Below are 16,300 nucleotides of genomic sequence, written 5' to 3' on the forward strand. Positions count from 1 at the left end.
AGACAGTACACTGCCCCTAATACGACGGGCCCGTCAAGCGCTCCCAACAGGACCAACCGCCGCGTGCGTAATCTGCAAGCGTGCCCTCCCGACTGCACCCGCGGCGGCTCGCCGCCCGCACCCTGGCCCGGTTGATTCACATACCTCCCCCGACATCGGACTTCGCGGTGCGGCGCGACGTCCGAATCCCCATGCGCGACGGTGTCGAACTCCTTGCCACGCACTTCGTCCCCACCACGTCCGATCCGGCGGGCACCCTGCTGGTCAGGTGTCCCTACGGCCGTGGTTTCCCGATGTCCACTTTGTTCGGCAGTGTCTACGCGGCGCGCGGCTACCACGTGGTGCTTCAGAGCGTGCGCGGCACGTTCGGTTCGGGCGGCGAATTCATCCCCATGGTCAACGAGGTCGCCGACGGCGCCGACACCGTGGGCTGGCTGCGCACTCAGCCCTGGTTCACCGGTTCCTTCGCCACCGTGGGCCTGTCGTACCTGGGCTTCACCCAGTGGGCACTGTTGACCGATCCTCCACCTGAACTGAAGGCCGCAATCATCTCGGTCGGTCCCCACGACTTCAACGCCTCCTCCTGGGGCACCGGCTCGTTCTCGCTGAATGACTTCCTCGGCTGGAGCGCCATGGCCGCTCATCAGGAAGACCCCAACCGCATTCGCGCCGGAGTCCGGCAGTTCACCATGCCTCGGACCGTGAACCGCGCGTCTTACCAACTGCCCCTTGGGGAAACCGGCCGGGAACTGCTGGGCACCGGTGCGACCTGGTACGAATCCTGGCTCAGTCACCCCGATGCCGACGATCCGTTCTGGGACGCGCTGAGGGTCAACGAGGCGCTCGACCGAGTCGACGTCCCCGTGCTGCTGCTCAGCGGTTGGCAGGATCTGTTCCTCCAACAGACCCTCGAGCAGTACCGCCGCCTAAGCGACCGCAACGTCACCACGGCGCTGACGGTCGGGTCCTGGATTCACACCCAGTTGATGTCCGTCGGCGCACCCACCGTGATCCGCGAAACCCTGGCGTGGCTGGACACCCACCTGCGCGGACAACCGGCGCAGACACGCAGTCCGGTGCGGATCCACGTCACCAACGACGGATGGATCGACCTACCCGACTGGGCGCCTTCCATGACTGATCAGGTGCTGTATCTGCAACCCGCCCACCGACTTTCGGAAAGTCCGCCGGTTGGCACCGCCGCGCCGTCGACCTTCACCTACGACCCGGCCGACCCGACGCCGACCATCGGTGGTCGGTTGCTGTCCAACGAAGGTGGATACCGCGACGACAGCGCGCTGGCCAAGCGCGCCGACGTGCTCGACTTCACCGGCGATCCACTTCCTGCCGACCTCTATGTGGTCGGCACGCCCCACGTCGAACTTTCTCATTCGTGCGACAACCCCAACCACGACGTCTTCGTCCGCGTCAGCGAGGTCGACGCCAAGGGCCGCTCACATAACGTCACGGACGGATTCCGAAGGCTGACAGAATATTCCGGAGCTCCGCTGCGGCTGGAACTCGACCCTGTCGCGTATCGCTTCCGCGCAGGCTCGCGCATCCGGGTGGTGATCGCTGGCGGCTCGCACCCCCGCTTCGCCAGAAATCTCGGCACAGGGGAACCCGTCATCAGCGGTCGGTCGATGAAGTCAGCCAGCCACACCGTGCATCACGGCGAGGGCGGAGTCTCGCGCCTGCTGCTGCCCACCGGAACGCAGCCGCCGTCAGCCCACTGAGTTACGCACCCGATCGGCGAGCTCGACGAGCGCTTCGTCGTCGTGGACGGGTGTGCCCCACCGCGGGCGCAACGGCACGTCGACCCAGCTGACGCAGCCCGCATACTCCGGCGTGCGCAGCAGCCGCACCGGCTCGACGAGCGGAATGGCCTGCACCACAAGAACCGTCAGCCGATGCCGAGGCCGGAAGTCCAGCCGGTCGGCCTGCACGGACTCAGGAGTCCAGATGTGCAGCTCGGCCATCTCGTCAAGCCCGTCCGGACGGTTCACCGCAACGGCGGCAACCACTTTCGCGCCGGCCCGTACCGTGACCGCATCGTCGGTGCTATCCGCCGCGGCGACGTCGAGCAACTCGCGGTGTTCGGGGCGCACCCGCTCGCGGTGGCCGTGCGCGACCGTCGGAAAGAACACGAACTCCGGTGCGGCCACGGCGAACCGCTTCTCGTGGATGCCGCCCTTGCGCAGCAGCACCGACTGCCTTCCGTCGAGCATCGCGTGCACCGCCGCGCTCCACTCCTTGAGCGCGGGAGTACTCACTTCGCCGCGAGTCGGGCCCGGACCTCGGGGCGGCGCAGCGGCGGCACCGTCTTCGGCGGCTGACGTCGCGGCGCCAGTTCGGACAACAGCCGGGTGGTGGTTGCGGTGACCTCGGCGACGGCGGCCTCGAACGCGTCGACGTTGGCGCCGGTCGGGCGGGTGAGCCCGCTGACCTTCCGAACGTACTGACGCGATGCGGCCTCGATCTCCTCTGCGGACGCGGCGGGTTCCAGCCCGCGCAACTCCGTGATGTTGCGGCACATGCTTCAACCATAGGTCGACTCGATACGGTGTGGTCATGCCTGAACACGAAGACGTGCTCCTCGTTGACACCACCGACCGCGTCCGCACGCTGACGTTGCACCGCCCGCAGTCGCGCAATGCCTTGTCCGCTGCGCTGCGCACCGGCTTCTACGGCGCGCTTCGAGACGCGCAGGCCGACGACGACATCGACGTCGTGATCGTGACCGGGTCCGACCCGGTGTTCTGCGCCGGCCTGGACCTCAAGGAACTGGGTGACACCACCCAACTGCCGGACATCTCCCCGAAGTGGCCAGCGATGACCAAACCGGTCATCGGGGCCATCAACGGCGCGGCGGTCACCGGTGGGCTCGAACTCGCGCTGTACTGCGACATTCTGATCGCCTCGGAGCATGCCCGGTTCGCCGACACCCACGCCCGCGTCGGGTTACTCCCGACCTGGGGCCTGTCCGTGCGGTTACCGCAGAAGGTCGGCGTCGGGCTCGCGCGGCGGATGAGCATGACCGGCGACTACCTTTCGGCCCAGGACGCCCTGCGCGCAGGCTTGGTCACCGAAGTCGTGGCCCACGATGACCTTCTGCCGACAGCACGCAACGTCGCCGCGTCGATCGTCGGCAACAACCAACGCGCGGTTCGTGCCCTGCTCGAGTCCTATCACCGCATCGACGACCAACAAACCAGCGCGGGACTATGGATCGAGGCGACCTCGGCTACCCAGTGGATGCGCGTGGCCACCGGTGACGACATCGCGGCCAACAGATCCGCGGTGCTGGAACGCGGACGGGCGCAGGTGCGCTGAGATGAACAAGGCACACGAAATGTGCGGCAGCGACGAGTGGCGCCAGGCGATCCGCGAAGTCATCCTTCCGTGGGCGTTGGGCGAAACCGACCTCGGAGACGACGTGCTCGAGGTCGGTCCGGGCTACGGAGCCACGACGGACGTGCTCAGCCAGACCGTGCCGAAGCTGACCTCGGTCGAGATCGATCCCGAGCTCGCCGCCATGTTGGGTGAGCGCTTCGCCGCAGTACCTTCGGTCGAGATCGTCAACGCCGACGCGACGACGCTGGCCTATGCAGACGGAAGTTTCACCGGTGCAGCATGTTTCACGATGCTGCATCACGTGCCGTCCGACGACCTCCAAAACCAGCTCTTCGGTGAGATCGCCCGCGTGCTGCGGCCAGGCGGCGCACTGGTGGCCAGCGACAGCCTGGGAAGCGATGAACTCGCGGCCCATCACGAGGACGACACCTATCACCCCGTCGAGCCGTCAACGCTCCCGGACCGATTGGCGGCCGTCGGCTTCACCGACGTCGACGTGCGCACCAATCCGTACGGCTGGGCCGTGCTCGCGCGCAAAGCTTGAGCCGGGCAACCCCGGTACCTGCGAAAACGATCGAATGATAGGGAAACACCCGATTTATCGACGCTCGTCCCCGGGCTAGTTTCAATCCCTGAACGAATGCTGGCAACCCACTGGAGGTGCCCAGCACCGATCCTCAGGGGAGACCGTTATGACCAGAACACGCACGTCCGCTTCACTGGCCTTGGCGACCGCACTGGCCGCTTCCGCACTATCCGCGATGGTGGTGGCTCCGAGCGCGCACGCTGATCCACTTGACGCGATCATCCAAACCGTCAAGAAAGACCGCCCTGCTCGGTGCCCGGCACTCAATTACAACGGCGTCCTCGAAGGCGCCGCTCAGGCCTACGCGAGATCGGAAAATCCCGTAGACGGCCAACCCGCCGGCTACAACGGTAGGACGCTTGCATTCCTCGGTTCGGGTGATCCTCAAGCCGCTGCGACGACCAGCGCCTATTCAAGGGGTGCCGGAGGCCTCATCAGCAACTGCGACTTCACCGAGTTCGGCGTGGGCTTCATCCGCCACGAGGACAGGGAGGTCGACGTCGTGACCATCGTGTTCGGTGCACCAGCGGCTGCGCCCAAGGTCGACACCCCTCCGGTGGCGGCGCAGACCAAACCATGCGAAGGCGGCGCTCCCGTTCCGGTCGCTGATACCTGCCCCGTGGTGGAGAAGGAAGTTCCACCGCCGTCGCCGGATTCCATCACGATGGACGTCCAGCAGGCGGGTTCGAAGCTCAACATCAAGTTCACCAACTCCTCTGATGTCGCAGGCTCGTGTGACTACGTCGCATCGCCGACCTCGTTGGATCCGCTCAACGTTCTGCCGACGATCAGAAAGACCGTCCAGGTCAAGGCCAAGGGGACGGGCGCGCTCAACGGGGAGAAGGCTCCTCCGCTCGGGACCAGCTACCACATCGAGGCGACGTGCACCGGCACCTTCAAGGGCGCGAGCGTTCCGCTCGGCGGCGGCTCGGCGGACGTCTAGCAAGCAGCTGACCGGCAGCGGCTGCCACGGCCCGGTTCCAGCCGGGCCGTGGCAGAGCGCTGCGCTAGCCAGTTCCCGCCACCAGCCAACTACCCGACCACGCCCGCCAGCCTGCGAACGCCAGGCGCAACACCATGAACGTGGTCAGCCCCGACCAGATGCCGACCAGACCCCAGCCGAACGCCAGGGAAAGCCAGATCAGCGGCAGGAACCCGAGTAGCGCACTGGCCAGGGTCGCGTTGCGCATGAAACGCGCGTCGCCAGCTCCAAGCAGGACACCGTCAAGCGCGAACACGATTCCCGCCACCGGCAATTGCGCGACGAGAAACCACCACGGCACACCGATGACGTCGAGTACCGACCGGTCCGTGGTGAACAGCTGCGGAAACACCGAGGCACCGAGCGCGAACACCGCGGCAAGCACTGCCGCGGCAACAGTCGAGAAGATCGTCACGCGCCACGCGACCGACTTGGCGTGGGCCAACTGGCCTGCGCCGAGTGCCGCGCCGACGAGCGACTGCGCGGCGATCGCCAGCGAATCAAGCACCAACGCAAGGAAACTCCACAGCTGCAGCACCACCTGATGCGCGGCGACCGCAGCTGCGCCGAATCGGGCAGCCACCGCGGCGGCCGAGACGAAGCAAATCTGAAAGGCCATGGTGCGCACCACCAAATCCCGGCCCATCACCACCTGAGCCCGCAACACGACCATGTCGATGCGCAACGGTGCCCGTTCGACCAGCAGCGCCCGACAGAAGAACAACGCCGCCAGCCACTGCCCGGCCAGGTTGGCGACCGCCGAACCGACCAGCCCAAGACGCGGCATCCCCAGCCAGCCGTAGACCAGCGTGGGGCACAGCGCCGCAGACAGTGCGAACCCCACCACGACGAAGCGCAGCGGCCTGGCCGTGTCCTGCACGCCGCGCATCCAGCCGTTGCCTGCCAACGAGATCAGAATGGCCGGCGCTCCGAGAATGGCGATTCGCAGCCACGGCAGCGCCATGTCGGCAATCTCACCGCCACCGGCAATCACGCGGAGCAGCGGCACCGCCGCGGCCTGGACGGTGACCACGATCAGCGCCCCGAGTCCGACGGCGAGCCAGGTGGCCTGCACGCCCTCACCGACGGCCGAAACCCGGTTCCCCGCACCGAAGAACCGGGCGGCGCGTGCGGTCGTCCCGTACGAGAGGAATGTCAGTTGCGACGACACCAACGCGAGGATGAGGCCGCCGATGGCCAGGCCGGCGAGGCTGACGGCGCCGAGTCGACCCACGACCGCGATGTCGAACAGCAGATAGAGGGGTTCGGCGGCCAACACCCCGAGGGCGGGAAGCGCCAGCCCGGCGATGCGTCGAGTGGTGGCAGGCGGCGCAGGCTGGTCGGCCGGCTCAGCCAAGCGCGACCTCGAGAGCCTTTACGACAACGTCGGCCGGACCAGTTGCCGAGTACCCGGCAGCGAGTCGATGTCCGCCGCCCCCAAAGGAACTCGCGACCGTCGCGAGGTCGAACGTCTTGGCGCGCATCGACACCGACCAGCGCTGCGGTTCGATCTCCTTGAACACCGCGGCCACCTCCGCCTGCTGGGTGGTGCGCACGATGTCGACGATGCTCTCGACCTCTTCAGGGCGGGCGTTGGCCCACTCCTCATGTCCGACAACGGCATACACGAATCCGCGCCCGCCGACCGCATCGCGCGACAACTGCGCCGAGGACAGTACCCGAGCCAGCATGGGCAGCCATGAGAACGGATGACTGTCCATCAGGGCCCGGCTGACGGCGGCGTTGTCGACGCCGAGTTCCACCAGCCGCGCCGCGAGCCGATGTGCGCGGGGGGTGGCCCACCGAAACGATCCGGTGTCCGTGGTGAGCCCGGCGTAGAGACAGTGCGCGACGCGCAGGTCGATCGGCTTGTCCCAGGCGTCGAGCAGATCGGCGACCAGCATCGTGGTGGAGTCGGCCGATGGATCGACGTAATTGGCCGTCCCGAATAGTTCGTTGGACGCGTGGTGATCGATGACCAGCACCTCGCGGCCTGCATCGGCGAGCGCCTGCAGCGCCCCCAGCCGGTTCACGCTGGGGATGTCGACGGTCACCACCAGGTCGGGATCGCGGCGCATGTCCCCTGGTGCCACCAGGAGTTCGGCACCAGGCAGCGACTGCAACGATTCGGGCAACGTCGACGGTGCGGCGAAACCGACCTCGACGGCCTTGCCCACCCGCTCGAGCACCAGCGCCAGCGCCAGCCCCGCGCCCAATGTATCGGCATCGGGGTAGACGTGGCAGACCACGCTGATCGTCTGAGCGGCCTCAAGCAGATCCGCGGCGCCGCGGGCATCGACGCGGACGCGTGGTTCGGTGGCCGGCTCAGTCTTCGGTTCGATCGCGGTCACCGGTTTCCTCAGTGTCAAACACGGCCGAGCCGTCGTCCGATCCCCCGCTGTCGTCCTCCACCCCAGACACACGGTACGGGTCGGCGTCCCCTGCCGGTGTGGCGCCCTGCCGAATTCGTGCCACGTCGGCATCCGCAGCCTTCGCGCGGGCCAGCAACTCATTCATGTGCGCCGAGGTTTCCGGAACCGTGTCCAGCACGAACGCCAGTGTCGGCGTGAACCGAACGCCGGTGCCCGCCCCGACCTTGGATCGGAGAATGCCCTTGGCGCGCTCGAGCGCCGCAGCGGCACCTTCGTAGTCCGGTTCGTCGGCCAGCGTGTCGCCGCGCACGGTGTAGTACACCGTCGCGTCGTGCAGGTCGCCCGTGACCTTCGTGTCCGTGATGGTCACGAAGGCCAGGGGCGGATCCTTGATCTCGAACTCGATGGCCGAGGCGACGATGGTGCCGATGCGCTTGGAGAGCCGGCGTGCCCGTCCGACATCAACCATTAGGTGCGCGCCTTCTCCACGAGCTCGTAGGCCTCGATGACGTCGCCTTCCTTGATGTCGTTGTACGTCAGAGTCAGACCACACTCGTAACCGTCGCGGACCTCAGTGGCGTCGTCCTTCTCCCGCTTCAGCGACGAGATGGTGACCGTCTCGGCCACCACGACGTTGTCGCGGAGCAGGCGCGCCTTTGCGTTGCGCCGGATGATGCCCGAGGTGACGAGGCAGCCGGCGATGTTGCCGACCTTGGACGACCGGAAGATCGCCCGGATCTCGGCGCGGCCGAGTTCCTTCTCCTCGTAGATCGGCTTGAGCATGCCCTTGAGCGCGGCCTGGATCTCGTCGATGGCCTGGTAGATCACCGAGTAGTACCGAATGTCGACACCCTCGCGGTTGGCCAGTTCGGTCGCCTTGCCCTCGGCACGGACGTTGAACCCGATGATGATGGCATTCGAGGCCGACGCCAGGTTGACGTTGGTCTCGGTGACACCACCGACGCCGCGGTCGATGACGCGCAGTTCGACCTCGTCGCCGATGTCGATACCGAGCAGGGCCTCCTCCAGCGCCTCGACGGTGCCGGAGTTGTCGCCCTTCAGGATCAGGTTCAGCTGGCTGGTTTCCTTCAGCGCTGCATCAAGATCGTCCAGGCTGATGCGCTTGCGGGTGCGTGCCGCCAGTGCGTTGCGCTTGCGCGCGCTGCGCCGGTCGGCGATCTGGCGGGCGGTGCGATCCTCGTCGACGACGAGCAGGTTGTCACCAGCGCCTGGCACTGACGTGAAGCCGATGACCTGAACCGGCCGCGACGGCAGCGCGTCGTGGACGTCCTCGCCGTGTTCGTCGACCATGCGACGGACTCGACCGTAGGCATCGCCTGCCACGATCGAGTCGCCGACCCGCAGCGTGCCGCGCTGAATCAGCACGGTGGCCACCGGGCCGCGACCGCGGTCCAGGTGTGCCTCGATCGCGACGCCCTGGGCCTCCATGTCGGGGTTCGCCCGAAGGTCCAGCGTGGCATCGGCGGTCAACAGCACCGCTTCGAGCAACGCCTCGATGTTGGTGCCCTGCTTGGCCGAGATGTCGACGAACATCGTCTCGCCACCGAAGTCCTCAGCCACCAGGTTGTACTCGGTGAGCTGCGACCGGATGCGTTGCGGATCCGCGCCTTCCTTGTCGATCTTGTTGACCGCCACCACGATCGGCACGTCGGCCGCCTGCGCGTGGTTGATGGCCTCCACCGTCTGCGGCATGACGCCGTCGTCGGCCGCGACCACGAGGATCGCGATGTCGGTGGCCTTCGCGCCACGGGCACGCATGGCGGTGAACGCCTCGTGACCGGGGGTGTCGATGAAGGTGATCGGCCGCTCGTTGCCGTCGTGCTCGACGGCGACCTGGTAGGCGCCGATGTGCTGGGTGATGCCACCGGCCTCGCCCTCGCGGACGGTGGCGTTGCGGATGGTGTCCAGCAGTCGGGTCTTGCCGTGGTCGACGTGACCCATGACAGTCACCACCGGCGGACGGAACTCGAGATCTTCCTCGCCGCCCTCGTCCTCGCCATAGGTGAGGTCGAAGGACTGCAGCAGTTCGCGGTCCTCGTCCTCGGGGCTGACGACCTGCACGACGTAGTTCATCTCGCTGCCGAGCAGCTCCAGGGTCTCGTCACCGACGGACTGGGTGGCAGTCACCATCTCGCCGAGGTTGAACAACGCCTGCACCAGCGCGGCCGGGTTGGCGTCGATCTTCTCGGCGAAGTCGACAAGCGACGCGCCACGGGCCAACCGGATGGTTTCGCCGTTGCCGTGCGGCAACCGCACGCCACCGACGACCGGTGCCTGCATGTTCTCGTATTCGGCGCGTTTCGCCCGCTTCGACTTGCGACCACGCCGGACTGCGCCACCGGGGCGACCGAACGCACCGGCCGCGCCGCCGCGCTGGCCTGGACGACCACCGCCGCCGCCACCGGGGCGACCGCGGAAACCACCCGCACCTGCGGGAGCACCGCCACCTGCACCGCCACCAGCTCCGCCGCCGCGGTAGTTACCGCCGCCGCCTGCGCCGGGGGGGCCACCGGGACGACCGCCGCCACCACCGGGACCACGACCGCCGGGGGCGGGACGCGCTCCACCGGGACGACCGGGAGCTCCTGGCCGCGCACCTGGCGGACGGGGCGGCATGTTGCCTGGGGTGGCACCGGGACGTGGTCCGCCACCCGGTCGCGGGGGGCCGCCCGGACGGGGTGGTGCGCCTGCGCCCTGCGGGGGCCGCGGGGCGGGCCGCTCGACGGGCGTCTGCGACGAGAACGGGTTGTTTCCGACGCGCGGCGTCCGCGCGGCGGGCTTCGGCGCACCGGGAACGGGCCCCGGCCGCGGGCTGGGGGTACCGGGAGCGGCACTTGGGGCCTGCCCGGGCTCGCTCGCCGCCGGAGGCGCTGCGGGCGCCTCGGGTGCAGTGGGCGCCGCCTCCGCCTCCGCCACCGGCGCCGCGGGAGCGGCTGGCGGTGGCGGGGTGGGCACGGCAGGCTTCGGACCTGCGGGCTTGGGTGCACTGGCAGCGGGAGCCGGCTTGGCCGGTGGCGCGGACGGTGCGCCTGCACCGTTGCCTGCCGCCTTCGCCGGCTTGCTGCCGCCGAACGCTTCGCGCAACCGGCGCGCGACGGGCGCTTCGACGGTTGACGACGCTGATTTGACGAATTCGCCCTGTTCGCTCAGTCGGGCGAGTACTTCCTTGCTGGTAACACCGAGTTCCTTAGCCAACTCGTGTACGCGGGCCTTGCCTGCCACTACATCTCCTGTCTAGGAGGCGACAGCAGTAGGCCGCGCCTCGGGTTTAGCTATGACGCATGGTCATCGGAACTTCACGGTGTGCTCATGTTCTTCGCTACCTGTTCTGTTGCCGTGGCGGTCTCGCGGTCGCGGGACATCCCGTCAAACCACTCGACCACCGCGGAGGTGTCCGGCGTGCCGGTGATCCTCAACGCTCGAACGAACGCTCGCCGCCGAATCGCTTCGCGTAGGCACTGCTGGTCGGGATGCAACCACGCACCCCGCCCGGGCAGATTACCCGCTGAGTCAACGGTGACGACGCACGCGCCGTTCCCGTCGCTGACCGCAGCTACTCGAAGCAGTTCGACGGCCAGAGCTCGCCTTCGGCATCCCACACACGTCCGCACTGGACCGACAGAGTCATCGGGGTGACGGCGCACGTGAGCAGACGAAGTCTCGCGCTGGATCACGGTTCAGTCTAGCGCCACTGTTGTCGCAGACAGAATCGTGTGTCGAGCTATCCCTCGACCGCCGTCGAAGGACTGGCCTCCGCCTCGGGCTGGGGCGCTTCGGCATCGCTTCGGATGTCGATGCGCCACCCGGTGAGCCGTGCCGCCAGCCTGGCGTTCTGCCCTTCCTTGCCGATCGCCAGCGACAGCTGGAAGTCGGGCACCACGACGCGGGCGGCCCGCGCGGCCTCGTCGATGACGGACACCGACATCACCTTCGCCGGCGAGAGTGCGTTGGCCACGAAACGGGCGGGATCCTCGTCGAAGTCGATGATGTCGATCTTCTCGCCGGACAATTCGCTCATGACGTTGCGCACCCGCTGACCCATGGGGCCTATGCATGCGCCCTTGGCGTTGAGCCCCGGCACGCGGGTCGTGACCGCGATCTTGGACCGATGGCCCGCTTCCCGGGCGACGGCGACGATCTCGACGGATCCGTCGGCGATCTCCGGCACCTCCAGCGAGAAGAGCTTGCGCACCAGGTTCGGGTGCGTGCGCGACAGCGTGATCATCGGCTGCCTTGCACCGCGGGTGACGCCGACCACGTAGCAGCGCAGCCGTTCACCGTGCTCGTACCGTTCGCCGGGCACCTGCTCGGCGGCAGGGATGACCCCTTCGGATCCCTTCGCTTCGGTGCCCACCCGCACGATGACCAGACCCCTGGCGTTGGCTCCTGCACTGCGCTGAATGACACCCGCGACGATGTCGCCCTCGCGCGCGGAGAACTCGCCGTAGTTCTTTTCGTTCTCGGCATCGCGCAGCCGCTGAAGGATGACCTGGCGGGCGGTCGTCGCCGCGATACGGCCGAAACCCTCTGGGGTGTCGTCCCATTCGTTGATCAGGTTGCCGTCTTCGTCGGTCTCGCGCGCCATCACCTGTACGACCCCGGTCTTGCGGTCGATCTCGATGTGGGCGTCCGCCTCGTGCCCCTCGGTGTGACGGTAGGCGGTCAGCAACGCCGTCTTGATGGTGTCGATGACGACGTCGACCGCGATCCCCTTCTCGGCCTCGATGGCATGCAATGCCGCCATGTCGATGTTCACGCGTCGGCCTCCTTTCCGGACTGCGTCGAATGAATGCCCCGGTCGTCTCCCAGTTGGCCTCCGGCCAACTCGAGCTCGCGCGGGTTTGGCGTTGAAAAATCAACCTGGACAACGGCTTTCACGATTTCGACGAGAGGAAATTCTCGCACGGTGTAGTCCCCCTGCCGCTTTCCCGCCACGACTAGCGCCACCACGCCTTCTGCGAGTTCGCCCAGCCGCCCGGTCAATTGGGTGCCGTCGGACAGCTCGAGATCCACCTTGCGTCCACGCGCCCGCCGGTAGTGGCGTTCGGCCTTCAGCGGCCGGTCCACCCCAGGTGTGGTCACTTCGAGCACGTACGGGTCCGAATCCTCCAGCTTGTCCAGCAGTTCGGAGGACGAGCGGGACAGGGCGGCGATGGCTTCCAGGTCCGGCAGCTCGTCGCCGTCGGCGATCACGACGATGCGGGCCGGTCGCGACGAGGCTTCGACGACGACGTCCGCCAGTTCGAATCCTGCGCGCGTGAACTCACCGTCGAGTAGCTCCATCACCTGCTGCTGCGACGGCAGTCGCGCAGACCGCAGCGGTGCGTCCGATGCCACGGCGAGCTCCTCATCTTGAGTTGTACTGACACGATCGCTATAGGCGATCTTGGAAATCGAGTATCAACGATACGCCAGCACGACAGGGCCAACTGGCAAACGCGCGGCGGCCGCCAGCGAATCCACAGCCCAGAAGCAATGGCAGGATGTTGCTGTGCCACGCCCGCTTCCCCCCGTCAGCAGGCGGCGCATCCTGCTCGGTGCAGCGGCGCTGGCGGTGCTCGGCACTGCGGCCACGGCCTGCGGTAAGCCCGTACCCCGACCGGACGTCGACGCGCTCGTCGCACAACTCGAGCGCGCTCGCTCGGACAACCAGTTGGCCGCCGCGGCCGCGACCGCTGCGCCCTCGCAAATCGCCGCGACGCTCACCACCGTCGCCGCGGAACGCGCCGCTCACGCCCAGGCGTTGTCCGACGAACTGACCCGCATGCTCGGCCCGTCCTCGACGGGCTGGTCGACCTCCACCAGCGCGACGTCCTCCGCCCCGACCACCGCCACGACCACGTCAGGGCCGCCGCCCAAGCCGCCGAGCCCCAAGGACGTCGTCGCGGCCCTGCGGCAGTCGGCCGACGGCGCCGCCCAGGTGGCGGCACAGCAGTCGGGTTACCGGGCAGGCCTGCTCGGCTCCATTTCGGCAGCCTGTACCGCGGCCTACGCCGTGGGGTTGGGAGCGCCGGACTCATGACCTCACCATCGGGCGCGCCGACGCCCTCGCGTCCCGCGGACCCCGCCAATGCCGCCCTGTTCGACGCAGTCGCGGGAGAGCATGGGGTGATCTACGGCTACGGGCTGGTGTCTGCACACTCGACACCGGACGCCAACGATCTGGTGGCCGCGGCCATGGCCGAGCACCGGGCCCGCCGTGAGCAGGCCATCGCGCGACTCGCCGCACGCAACGTGGCACCGCCGTTGCCTGCCCCTGGGTATCAGATGCCCATCGTGGTGGACAGCCCGGTGGACGCCGCGAAGATGGCCGTGCGCATGGAGGAGGACTCCGCGGTGGCCTGGCGAGCGGTGCTGGAGCAGGCCACCACCAACGAGGACCGCGCGTTTGCGGTGACTGCGCTGACGGAGTCCTCGGTCACCGCAGCCAAGTGGCGGGCGGTGGTCGGCACGCGACCGACCACCGTCGCCTTCCCCGGCGGCAGCGAGTAGCTAACCGAGGGCTTCCACGATGGCCAGTGCCGCGCCATCGACCGCGATTTCGAGGTTCGCTCCGGTGAACCGGTTGCGAAGCTCGACGACACCGTTGGCCCAGCCGCGGCCGACCACGACGAGCCACGGCACACCCAGCAACTCGGCGTCCTTGAACTTGACTCCGGGAGACGCCTTGCGATCGTCGAACAACACCTCGAGGCCCAACCGATCGAGTTCGCCGGCCAACTCGCCGGCGCCGGTCACCGCCTCCGCGTCCTTGTTGGCGATGACGACGTGCACGTCGAACGGCGACACCGACGCGGGCCACCGCAACCCCAACTCGTCGTGATGCTGCTCGGCGATCACCGCGACCAGGCGGGACACCCCGACGCCGTACGAGCCCATGGTGAGCCGCACCGGCTTGCCGTTCTCGCCGAGCACGTCGGCGGAGAAGGCGTCGGCGTACTTGCGGCCCAGCTGGAAGACGTGACCTATCTCGATCCCGCGGGCGGCCACCAGCTCGCCGGCACCGTCCGGGGATAGGTCACCTGCCCGAACCTCGGCCGCCTCGATGGTGCCGTCGGGCGTGAAGTCGCGGCCTGCGACGAGTCCGATGACGTGGCGGCCCTGCTCGTCGGCGCCGGTGATCCACGACGTCCCGTCGACCACGCGCGGGTCGACCAGGTAGCGAACTCCGTTGGCCAGCAGGGCCTTCGGGCCGATGTAACCCTTCACAAGGAATGGGTACTTGGCGAAGTCGGCATCGTCGGCCATGGCGTACTCGGCCGGTTCCAGCGCGGCACCGAGGCGTTTGTCGTCGACTTCGCGGTCGCCAGGCACCCCGACGGCGAGCAGTTCCCATTCCCCGCCCGGCTCGCGCACCTTCAGCAGCACGTTCTTCAGCGTGTCCGCGGCCGTGATCGGCTTGTCGAGCCCCGCGCCGTTGGCCCAGTCGACCAACGTGGCGATGGTCGGAGTGTCCGGAGTGTCGTGCACCACGGCGTCGGGCAGCCCGTCGAACGGGATCGAGTCGGGAACCGCGGTGATGACGGCCTCGACGTTGGCGGCGTAGCCCGACTCGAGGCACCGCACGTAGGTGTCCTCGCCCACGTCGCTCTCGGCCAGGAACTCCTCGGACGCGCTGCCACCCATCGCACCCGAGACCGCAGACACGATGACGTAGCGCACCGCGAGCCGGTCGAAGATCTTCTGGTACGCCTCACGATGCGCGTGGTACGCGGACTTGAGCCCGTCGTCGTCGACGTCGAACGAGTACGAGTCCTTCATGATGAACTCGCGGCCGCGCAAAATGCCTGCTCGAGGGCGGGCCTCGTCGCGGTACTTGGTCTGAATCTGGTACAGCCGCAGCGGGAAGTCCTTGTACGACGAGTACTCCCCCTTGACCGTCAGCGTGAAGAACTCCTCGTGGGTCGGGCCAAGCATGTAGTCGTTGCCACGTCGGTCCTTCAGCCGAAAGACGCCGTCGCCGTACTCTGTCCAGCGGTTCGTCGTCTCGTACGGGCCACGCGGCAGCAGGGCGGGAAACAGGATCTCCTGTGCCCCAATGGCATTCATCTCACTGCGCACGACCGCTTCGATCTTCCGCAGCACCCGCAATCCAAGCGGCAGCCAGCTGTACAACCCCGGTCCGATGGGTCGGACGTAACCCGCCCGGATCAGCAGCTTGTGGCTCGGCACTTCTGCGTCGGCAGGGTCATCGCGCAGCGTGCGCAGGAACAGCTCTGACATGCGGGTGATCACAGCCGACAACCCTAGCTACCGGCTGCAACCGACTTCAGTCACGCCCCTGCCACGTACAAATGCAGACCTCGTTGCCCTCGGCGTCGGCCAACACCCAGAATGCCGGCGCCGCGTCGGCGCTGAGCAGCGTGCCGCCCGCGGCCAGCGCGGCGTCGATCCGCGACTGTGCCAATTCGGGCGGCACGTCGACGTCCAGGTGAATCCGATTGCGGATGACATTCCCCGGGTCGCTGCGCTCCTGCCCGCCGATGCGGCCGCGGGGCTCATCCATCTGCTGAAACCAGATCGCCGGGCCGCGGCGTAGCGGGTCCAGTAGTGCGGTGTCGGACAGCTCGGGTGGGCCGGGCTCGTCGACATAGCCGGTGACCGCCTGCCAGAACGGCCGGATTTTGGGGATGTCGAGCGCGTCGATGGCGATTTCGATCAGTTGCGGCGCTGCGGATGCATCGCCTGGCACCGTGCGCATGGACCGTTCGGACAGTGCGGCGGTGATGATGGGCGCGAGCCGGAGGTCGTGATCGGTCACCGCGCCGACCGTCACGGTGTGCAATCGCAATACCGCCCGGTCGGCGTGCAGATCGGCGCTCAGGTGCCCGTCGCCGTCGGCGCCGACGGAACCGACGGCGACCTGGATCGCCTCGGCTGCGCCCGCCAGCGACGACACCGGAACGTGGGCCATGAGCACGCCGAGGATCAACCGCCACCCCAACGGGTCCGCGACTGCGGAGGCCTGCCCGCGGGTCGGCACGG

Annotated in this window: 17 protein-coding genes; 6 read left to right on the top strand and 11 right to left on the bottom strand. The window is 67.9% G+C overall.

Features of this window, described 5'->3' with window-relative positions:
- Positions 1–80: 80 nt before the first annotated feature.
- Positions 81–1,736 carry a CocE/NonD family hydrolase gene (locus tag SLQ30_RS03300; RefSeq protein WP_319445395.1) on the top strand — a complete coding sequence of 552 codons (1,656 nt, stop codon included), beginning with the start codon at positions 81–83 and terminating at the stop codon, positions 1,734–1,736.
- Here SLQ30_RS03300 and SLQ30_RS03305 read toward each other — a convergent pair.
- Together SLQ30_RS03305 and SLQ30_RS03310 are read right to left on the bottom strand one after the other, a co-directional pair.
- Entirely contained in the window at positions 1,725–2,273 is a 549-nt protein-coding gene (locus SLQ30_RS03305) for a DUF1802 family protein (RefSeq protein ID WP_319445396.1), read from the bottom strand. The two genes, SLQ30_RS03300 and SLQ30_RS03305, sit on opposite strands and share 12 nt — an antisense overlap.
- The gene (locus SLQ30_RS03310; RefSeq protein WP_319445397.1) at positions 2,270–2,536 is read right to left on the bottom strand and encodes a DUF2277 domain-containing protein; all 267 of its coding nucleotides are present in this window, start codon (positions 2,534–2,536) and stop codon (positions 2,270–2,272) included. Before SLQ30_RS03310 ends, SLQ30_RS03305 begins: the two co-directional genes overlap by 4 nt.
- A gap of 35 nt (positions 2,537–2,571) precedes the next feature.
- On the opposite strand from SLQ30_RS03310, the gene SLQ30_RS03315 reads away from it, so the two are divergent.
- The 3 genes from SLQ30_RS03315 (at position 2,572) to SLQ30_RS03325 (ending at position 4,883) form a co-directional block, all read left to right on the top strand.
- Entirely contained in the window at positions 2,572–3,333 is a 762-nt protein-coding gene (locus tag SLQ30_RS03315) for an enoyl-CoA hydratase (protein ID WP_319445398.1), read from the top strand.
- A gap of 1 nt (position 3,334) precedes the next feature.
- Positions 3,335–3,898, top strand: a complete 564-nt coding sequence (locus tag SLQ30_RS03320) for a class I SAM-dependent methyltransferase (protein ID WP_319445399.1) — start codon at positions 3,335–3,337, stop codon at positions 3,896–3,898.
- A 148-nt stretch (positions 3,899–4,046) separates the two neighbouring features.
- The gene (locus tag SLQ30_RS03325) at positions 4,047–4,883 is read left to right on the top strand and encodes a hypothetical protein (protein ID WP_319445400.1); all 837 of its coding nucleotides are present in this window, start codon (positions 4,047–4,049) and stop codon (positions 4,881–4,883) included.
- A gap of 64 nt (positions 4,884–4,947) precedes the next feature.
- Here SLQ30_RS03325 and SLQ30_RS03330 read toward each other — a convergent pair whose 3' ends face one another.
- The 7 genes from SLQ30_RS03330 to rimP form a co-directional block, all read right to left on the bottom strand.
- Entirely contained in the window at positions 4,948–6,279 is a 1,332-nt protein-coding gene (locus tag SLQ30_RS03330) for an MATE family efflux transporter (protein ID WP_319445401.1), read from the bottom strand.
- The gene (locus SLQ30_RS03335; RefSeq protein ID WP_319445402.1) at positions 6,272–7,273 is read right to left on the bottom strand and encodes a bifunctional oligoribonuclease/PAP phosphatase NrnA; all 1,002 of its coding nucleotides are present in this window, start codon (positions 7,271–7,273) and stop codon (positions 6,272–6,274) included. The genes SLQ30_RS03330 and SLQ30_RS03335 overlap by 8 nt, the downstream gene beginning before the upstream one ends.
- Positions 7,248–7,763, bottom strand: a complete 516-nt coding sequence (rbfA, locus tag SLQ30_RS03340) for a 30S ribosome-binding factor RbfA (protein ID WP_319445403.1) — start codon at positions 7,761–7,763, stop codon at positions 7,248–7,250. The genes SLQ30_RS03335 and rbfA overlap by 26 nt, the downstream gene beginning before the upstream one ends.
- Positions 7,763–10,537: a translation initiation factor IF-2 gene (gene infB / locus SLQ30_RS03345; protein ID WP_319445404.1), complete on the bottom strand. Its 2,775-nt coding sequence runs from the start codon at positions 10,535–10,537 to the stop codon at positions 7,763–7,765. Before infB ends, rbfA begins: the two co-directional genes overlap by 1 nt.
- Before the next feature lie 74 nt (positions 10,538–10,611).
- Positions 10,612–10,989, bottom strand: a complete 378-nt coding sequence (locus SLQ30_RS03350) for a YlxR family protein (protein WP_319445405.1) — start codon at positions 10,987–10,989, stop codon at positions 10,612–10,614.
- Positions 10,990–11,036: 47 nt separating this feature from the next.
- Positions 11,037–12,071, bottom strand: a complete 1,035-nt coding sequence (gene nusA / locus SLQ30_RS03355; RefSeq protein ID WP_319445406.1) for a transcription termination factor NusA — start codon at positions 12,069–12,071, stop codon at positions 11,037–11,039.
- The gene (rimP, locus tag SLQ30_RS03360) at positions 12,068–12,652 is read right to left on the bottom strand and encodes a ribosome maturation factor RimP (protein ID WP_319445407.1); all 585 of its coding nucleotides are present in this window, start codon (positions 12,650–12,652) and stop codon (positions 12,068–12,070) included. The genes nusA and rimP overlap by 4 nt, the downstream gene beginning before the upstream one ends.
- Before the next feature lie 154 nt (positions 12,653–12,806).
- On the opposite strand from rimP, the gene SLQ30_RS03365 reads away from it, so the two are divergent.
- Both SLQ30_RS03365 and SLQ30_RS03370 read left to right on the top strand, forming a co-directional pair.
- Entirely contained in the window at positions 12,807–13,337 is a 531-nt protein-coding gene (locus SLQ30_RS03365) for a hypothetical protein (RefSeq protein WP_319445408.1), read from the top strand.
- Positions 13,334–13,807, top strand: coding sequence for a ferritin-like domain-containing protein (locus tag SLQ30_RS03370; protein WP_319445409.1), 474 nt, complete (start codon positions 13,334–13,336; stop codon positions 13,805–13,807). The genes SLQ30_RS03365 and SLQ30_RS03370 overlap by 4 nt, the downstream gene beginning before the upstream one ends.
- Here SLQ30_RS03370 and SLQ30_RS03375 read toward each other — a convergent pair whose 3' ends face one another.
- Together SLQ30_RS03375 and SLQ30_RS03380 are read right to left on the bottom strand one after the other, a co-directional pair.
- Entirely contained in the window at positions 13,808–15,550 is a 1,743-nt protein-coding gene (locus tag SLQ30_RS03375; RefSeq protein WP_319445410.1) for a proline--tRNA ligase, read from the bottom strand.
- Positions 15,551–15,584: 34 nt separating this feature from the next.
- Entirely contained in the window at positions 15,585–16,298 is a 714-nt protein-coding gene (locus SLQ30_RS03380) for a VOC family protein (protein ID WP_413467923.1), read from the bottom strand.
- Positions 16,299–16,300: the final 2 nt, after the last annotated feature.

Origin of the sequence: Mycobacterium sp. RTGN4 (assembly GCF_033804635.1) — a bacterium.
Taxonomy (GTDB): domain Bacteria; phylum Actinomycetota; class Actinomycetes; order Mycobacteriales; family Mycobacteriaceae; genus Mycobacterium.